This is a genomic window from Luteolibacter sp., assembly GCF_058122085.1.
In genome coordinates this window covers 1-6466 of sequence record NZ_JBIKBQ010000160.1, presented here as the reverse complement: position 1 = coordinate 6466, position 6466 = coordinate 1, and the positions used below count along the sequence as shown (strand labels likewise).

The window sequence follows — 6466 nt, the reverse complement described above, 5'->3', positions numbered from 1 at the left end:
TGGCGGTGATTGGAATTGTTTACGGCGCGCTGACCGCTTTGTCGCAGAAGGACCTCAAGTTCGTGATCGGTTATTCCTCCGTCAGCCACATGGGTTTTGTTTTGCTAGGTCTCGCCGCCGGCACCCACTGGGGCTTGCGCGGGGCGGTGTTGCAAATGATCTCCCACGGCGTCATCGCCGGACTTCTCTTCGGCATCGCCGGGCGGGTGGTCTATGAACGCACCCACACCCGCGACTTGTCGGAGCTCCAGAAATTCGATCTGTGGCGCTCGCTGCCAGGGGCGGCGGTCGGCTTCACCCTCGCCACCGCGGCGTCGATGGGGCTGCCGGGCTTCAGCGGATTCGTGGCGGAAATCTCGGTCGCGATCGGCCTCTGGCAGTCCTACCCGTGGCTGGTGCCGGTGATCGCGGTGGGAATCATCATCACCGGCGCGTTCTCGTTGCGCGCCCTGCACAAGGCGTTCTTCCCGGTGCGGGAAGCGTCCGGGGCCGCTCCGCCCGCTCTTCCTCCGCTGACTTGGCCAGAAATTTCGGCCATCGCGCTCCTGATCGCCGTTTCCCTCACCATCGGTATCTATCCGAAACCATGGGTCGTCCTGATCGACGACGGACTGCGCTCGCCCTTGTTCCAATCGATCCTCTCCAAGCCGTGAACTATTCAGCCCTATTCATGCAATTGAGGCCCGAGGCCGTGCTGGTGATCACCGCGCTGGTCCTGCTGGGCGTGGCTGTGGCTTACGAGTCGAAAACTCAAAAGCCATTCCCGGTCAATTCCGCCATCGGAATGGCTGCGTTTGGAATCCTGCTTGCGATGGTGGCCCTGTGGTTCGCTCCGCACGAAAGGCCGAAGGGTGGCATCGACATCATCAGTGGAGCTCTCTTTCACTTGAAGCTGCCGGACGTTAAAGGCGATTCATCGTTGATCGCGACCGACGGACTGGCACACCTGTTCAAGGGTTTGGTTCTGGGACTTGGCCTGTTGGCGGTGTTGCTGCCGCCCGCCCGCCGGGAAATCGCGCAGACCGGCGAGTTCTACGCGCTGATCCTGTTCGCGCTGACCGGCCTGTTGCTGACGACGGGCACCAACCATCTGCTGTTCCTGTTCGTCGCGCTCGAACTGGCGAGCCTTTCGCTCTATCTGCTCGCAGGTTTTTCGCGCAACGCGCGGGCTGCCGAGGCGTCGCTCAAGTATTTCCTGTTCGGTGGCGTCTCGGCCGCCTTCCTGCTGTTCGGGTTGAGTTTGATCTACGGCTTCTCGCACTCGGCAACTTTGCACGGCGTGGCGGTCGCGCTCGCCGCGGGTCCGCCGTCTTCCTTGGCGATCGCCGGACTGGTGATGGTGGTGGTGGGGCTCGGTTTCAAACTTGCCGCCGCGCCGTTCCACTACTGGGCTCCGGATGTCTATCAGGGCGCTCCGGCGACCAGCGTCGCGCTTGTCGCCGCCGCGTCCAAGGCGGTCGGGTTGGTGGTGCTCGTCCGGTTCCTGATGATCGGTTTCCATGGCGTTTCCGGTTCGGCCGCCTGGGGCGGAATGGTTGCCGGTTGGTCGTCCTGGCTGGCGGTGCTGGCTGCGGTTTCGATGGTTTTTGGAAACGTGCTGGCACTCGCCCAGACCAGCGTGAGGCGGTTGCTGGCATACTCGGCGGTCGCCAACACCGGCTATCTGCTGGTGGCGCTGAGCGCCAACGGTGTGTCCGCCGCCGGGGCCGCGTTGTTTTACGTCGTCGTTTACGGATTGGCCACGCTCGGAGCGCTCGCCGTCACGGCCTTCGTAGAGCGGGATCGCGGGAATGACTCGCCCGCGGCCTTCGCTGGGCTGGTCCACCGTTCGCCCTGGCAGGCGGTGGCGCTGCTGGTTTTCCTGACCTCGCTCGCCGGGATTCCACCCTTGGCCGGGTTTGTCGGCAAGTTCGCCATGTTCAGCGCGGCCATGGCGGAATCCACGAGGAACGGAACGCCGGGCCTGACGTGGTTGGTTGGCCTGGCCGCCGTCATGAGCGCGATCTCGCTCTACTATTACCTTTCGGTTCTCAAACAGGCATTCGTCAGGGAAGCGCCGGATGGTGAAGGTGTGCGGGATTCCACCGTTTCGCTCTCCCATCTGTTGGCGATCGCTCTGCCTGCGGTGGCGCTCGTCGTTCTCGGGCTTTTCCCCGCGCTGTTGCTCGATCCGATCGCCCGGGCGGTGGTCGAATCACTGGGTCTCCGCTGACGGAGGCGCAGGTCGCGGCTTTCTATTTCAAGAGGTTGTGATAGGAGTTTCAGACCTTGGCGGATGGCAGGCGCTTTGCCGGGGCGAGGACCGGGCGCGTGGCGGTGGTCAAGGTGTTGGGCGCCCGCCTTTCATGGGCTCAACCCGGCGTCTCGGGGCGGGCGACGAGGGCGGAGAATTCTTCTTCTAGCTGTTTGAGGAGTTCCGGGTCCTGGATTTTCTCCCCCTCCGCCGTGGTGATGTAAAGGGTATCCATCGCCACACCCTTTTCGGTGCAGATCCGCGCATGGGCGGTGTTCAAGCCGTGCCGGTTGATGGTGTGGAAGAGGTCGTGCAGCAGCCCGATCCGGTCGAGGCCCTGGATCTCGACCGTGGTGCAGGTGGGGTGCAGGTCGTTGCTGACGAAGGCGCGGACCGGGACGGTGATGCCGTTGTCCGAGCGGGGCTTGAGGAAATTGACCTTGCGGCGGAGGAACTTCTCGGGGTCGTAGCTATCAGCCGCGAGGATGGCCTCGAAGGTGTCCAGGAAGCGCTTGCGGGTGGACGCGGCGGAGACGGGCTCGAAGTTGGTGGTGCAGACGCGGAAGATGTTGACGACGATCTTGTCGGTGCGGGTGAAGAGGTCGGCGGATAGAATGTTGATCTGCTCCGAGGCGAGCGCGCAGCAGATTTTCTCCAACAGCAGCGGCTTGTCGCGGGTGGCGAGGACGAGCTCGGTGTAGCCCCTGTCGGTGTGGTCGATCCACTTGATGCAGGAAGCGAGGGGATCGGACTTGTCGGCTTCCCGCTGGAGGAAATGGCGGACGGTGCGGACCTGGGTGACGATGTGCGCGGCCTGCCGGAAATGGAAGGCGGAGTCCGGCATCCGCTCGAAGTGGCGGTGGACATCCGGGTGATAGTCCTTGCGCATGATGCCGAGGACCTGGTCGCGCAGGGCGAGGCGGTCGGCGTCGAGCTTCTGCGAGTATTTCTCGCGGCCGCCTTCGAGGAAGATGCGGGTGGCGGCATGGAGCTGGAGCATCAGGCTTTCCTTCCAGCCGGTCCATCCGTCGGGCGAGGTGGCGTTGGAATCGGCGAAGGTGAAGAGGAACAGCGCGTCGAGATTGGACGGGGTTTTGACGACGTTGGCGAATTCGGCGATGACCTCGGGATCATCGAGATTCCGGGTGGTGGCGGTGCGCCAGAAGCTGAGGTGGTTGTCCACCAGGAACATGATCAGCGAGCGCCGGGCGCCTTGGATCTGCAGGCGGTTGCAAAGCCGCGCGGCGAGCATGGCGGAGCCGTCGATGTGCTCGCGGACGTTTTCGGCGCGGCCGGTGTCGTGCAGGATGACGGCCAGATAGAGGGCGTAGGAATCCTGGATTTCCAGAAACAACCGTCGATAGATTTCCCGCCGCGGGTTGGTTTCGGCGATGAGTTGGTCGAGCTGGTCGACGCAGCGGAGCGTGTGCTCGTCCGCGGTGTAGCGGTGGAAGAACTCGTGCTGGACGAGACAGTCGAGCGCGCCGAACTCGGGCAGGTAGCGGCCGAGGAAGCCGATGCGGTGCATCAGCCGGAGGGTGCGCGCGACGTCGCCCTTGCGTTCGAGGATCGCTTGGAAGACCTCGCGGTTGGCTTTGGAATAACGGAACGGGCGGTCGATGTCTTCCCAATGGCTGGCGATGAGGCGGCGGATCTGCGGGCTGAGCTTGAGGTTGCGGACCTGGCAGTGCTGGAAGAGCCGCATCAGGCGGTTGGGGTCGTCCTTGAAAATGTCCTGGCTGGCCGGATAGATCCGGCCTTCGCGGGCGATGAAGCCGTCGAACTCCTCGCGGTTTTTCTTGCGGAATGTCAGGAACGAGAGGATGCCGGACTCGGCGCGGGATTCCTCCTCGATCTGGAAGGCCTCCATCAGCGAGGTTGCGTGTTGATAGATATGGCGCGTGTGGCGGTAGTAGTCGCGCATGAACGCCTCGGTGCTGCGCAGGATGTTGCGCTGCGGGTAGTTGAAGGCGGTGGCGACGACGCCTTGGAGCTGGAGCGTGAGCTGGTCGGTGGCCTTGCCCGTATGATAGTGGAGCTCGTTGCGGACGCGGTGGAGGAAATCGTAGGCTTCCTCGATTTCCTTGAAGGCGGAGGCGGTGAGGAGCTTTTTCTCGACGAGATCCTCGAGTCTGGCGCTGCCGGTTTTGACGCGGGCGACCCACTCGATGTTATGATAGTCGCGCATCCCGCCGCAGCTTTCCTTGACGTTGGGTTCCTGGAGGAAAACGGTGCGGGAGTATTTCTCGTGGCGGCTGCGGAGGTCTTTGCGGCGGAGGTCGAAAAAGGCGGCCTGTCCCTTGCTGACGCACTCCTTGGCGAAGCGGGTTTGGAATTGGGCGAAAAGATCCGCGTCGCCGGCAATCAGGCGGGCGTCCATGAGCGAGGTTTTGTTTTCCTGGTCGGCCTTGGCTTGTTCGATGCATTCCGGGATCGAGCGGCAGGCCTGGCCCACTTTGAAGCCGACGTCCCAGAGCAGATAGAGCACGTTTTGGACGAGCTCCTGGAGCTGCGGCGGCAGTTTGGTGGATGCCCGCGGCAGGAGAAAAAGGATGTCGATGTCCGAGCGCGGGTTGAGCATGCCGCGACCGTAACCGCCGGTGGCGACGAGGGCGATGGGCAGCATTTTCCCTTTGCCGGCGCGGAGCGAGGCTTCGAGGATGGAACCGAGAACAACATCCAGCAGGGCCGCGCGGGCGCGGGCGATTTCCAGCCCGCCGGCCCCGGCGCGGTGGTGGAGTTGGATGCGGTGCTCCTCGATCTTCAGGAATTTCTTATACAGCGCGATCCGCTCGGCGGGCGAGAGGTGGCCTTCCAAGGCCGGCTTGAGCGCTTCCTTGGCGTGTTCCTTGAGAGTCTTGAGGTGATTGAGCATCGGCAACTGATGGAAAGGTGTTCCCTTATCCGGGAAGGTCAAGCGGAGCGGCCCATCCGGCTGCCGATCCGCGCGTAGAGTTCGATTTGCTGGCGCGAGTTTTCGAGGAGGTCATTTTCCAACTTAATGGCTCCCGGCTCGAAGAGCGTGAGCGTTGACGAGCCGCCGAAGGCGAAATAGCCCTTCTCCGCGCCCTTCGCCACCGGCTGGCCGGGCGCGAAGGTCTGCCGGATAGTGCCCACGCAGGTCGCGCCGATTTCCAGACAAAGCACCGTGCCGAAACGCTCGGTTTTGAGCTCGGTGATCGTCCGTTTGTTCGTCCACAGGTAGGCGAGGCGTTGGCGCAGGGCGATGGGCGAGACGGAAAACAACGGCCCCTCGATCAACCGCGTTTCGCCCGGAACGCCCGCCGCCGGGAAATGGAAACGATGGTAATCCACCGGGCAAAGCCGCGAGAGGATCAACGCGCCGTCCGCGTAGCGCTCCGCGAGTTGGCGGTCGCCGAGCAGCGCGGGCAGGTCAAATTTCTGGCCTTTGACGAACACTCCCTCGATGGCCGAGGCGCGCTCGAAACCGAGATGCCGCCCGTCCGCGGGGAACACGACGCTGTCCTCGTCCGCATCGATCGGCCGCGCCGCGGGCTTGAGTTTCCGGTAGAAAAACTCGTTGAAACTGCGGTAGGAATCCGCCTCATCGGCGAAATCCCCCGGATCGAGACCGTATTGCGCGATGAATGGTTTCACCCGCGAGGCGGATTCCGGCGTGCTCATCCGGCGGCCATACCATTTCGAGAAAAACGGGCGCTTCACGAAGGCGTTGAGCGAGATCGCTCCGAGCGGATGGCCGTAAGTCCAGCGCAGGAATCCCTCGCCGTAAACTTGCTCGGTTTCGAGGGTCTGCGTGTGACGGTTGAAGTAGCGGATCGGTTCCACGGCGGGCTTGTAGCGGCACATTTCCGGAACGGCAAGGACAGGCATGTTCTCGCCATCGGGGGGGCGTGGACCATGGCGGCGATTTCCGGGGCGGTGTCGTTCATGACTGGATTTCCAGTCATGATCCCATCGGGTTCTGTCCTCGGCTCATTGGCATCAATGGGAAAGCTGGTAGTCCTTGAGGCGTTCGGCTTAGATCGCGCCCCGTCGCGGTCCTTGAACCGGCGACGGAGAGATTTCAGACACCATCCCCGAAAAAATCATGACCGGAGTATTTCTCGCGCCGCTGATTCAGGCCGCCCTTCTTGCCACCTTGCCGGGACTTGCCGGCGCCAACTCGTCGAAGCGTTCGAACAGGCGAAAGCCAAGGGCCTCTGGAACGACGGCCTGGCCGCCCAGCGGTTCCGCCGGGTGAAGGGTGACGAG

General features: G+C 63.2%; 4 protein-coding genes. 2 read left to right on the top strand and 2 right to left on the bottom strand.

Features of this window, described 5'->3' with window-relative positions; all coding sequences use genetic code 11:
* Together AC4DF4_RS17470 and AC4DF4_RS17465 are read left to right on the top strand one after the other, a co-directional pair.
* The coding region (locus AC4DF4_RS17470) for a complex I subunit 4 family protein (RefSeq protein ID WP_490049392.1) at positions 1–653 on the top strand (653 nt) is incomplete at its 5' end.
* 17 nt (positions 654–670) lie between these two features.
* Positions 671–2212, top strand: a complete 1542-nt coding sequence (locus AC4DF4_RS17465; RefSeq protein ID WP_490049391.1) for an NADH-quinone oxidoreductase subunit N — start codon at positions 671–673, stop codon at positions 2210–2212.
* A gap of 139 nt (positions 2213–2351) precedes the next feature.
* Here the strand turns inward: AC4DF4_RS17465 and glnD are convergent, their stop codons facing one another.
* Together glnD and AC4DF4_RS17455 are read right to left on the bottom strand one after the other, a co-directional pair.
* Complete coding sequence (gene glnD, locus AC4DF4_RS17460; protein ID WP_490049390.1) at positions 2352–5108, bottom strand: [protein-PII] uridylyltransferase; 2757 nt, start codon at positions 5106–5108, stop codon at positions 2352–2354.
* 38 nt (positions 5109–5146) lie between these two features.
* Complete coding sequence (locus AC4DF4_RS17455; RefSeq protein WP_490049389.1) at positions 5147–6085, bottom strand: phosphatidylserine decarboxylase; 939 nt, start codon at positions 6083–6085, stop codon at positions 5147–5149.
* Positions 6086–6466: the final 381 nt, after the last annotated feature.

What these genes read in the sequence shown, in the direction of transcription:
- AC4DF4_RS17465 (WP_490049391.1), top strand. Translation starts at nt 671, where the DNA reads ATGCAATTGAGGCCCGAGGCCGTGCTGGTGATCACCGCGCTGGTCCTG.
- glnD (WP_490049390.1), bottom strand. Translation starts at nt 5,108, where the DNA reads ATGCTCAATCACCTCAAGACTCTCAAGGAACACGCCAAGGAAGCGCTC.
- AC4DF4_RS17455 (WP_490049389.1), bottom strand. Translation starts at nt 6,085, where the DNA reads ATGCCTGTCCTTGCCGTTCCGGAAATGTGCCGCTACAAGCCCGCCGTG.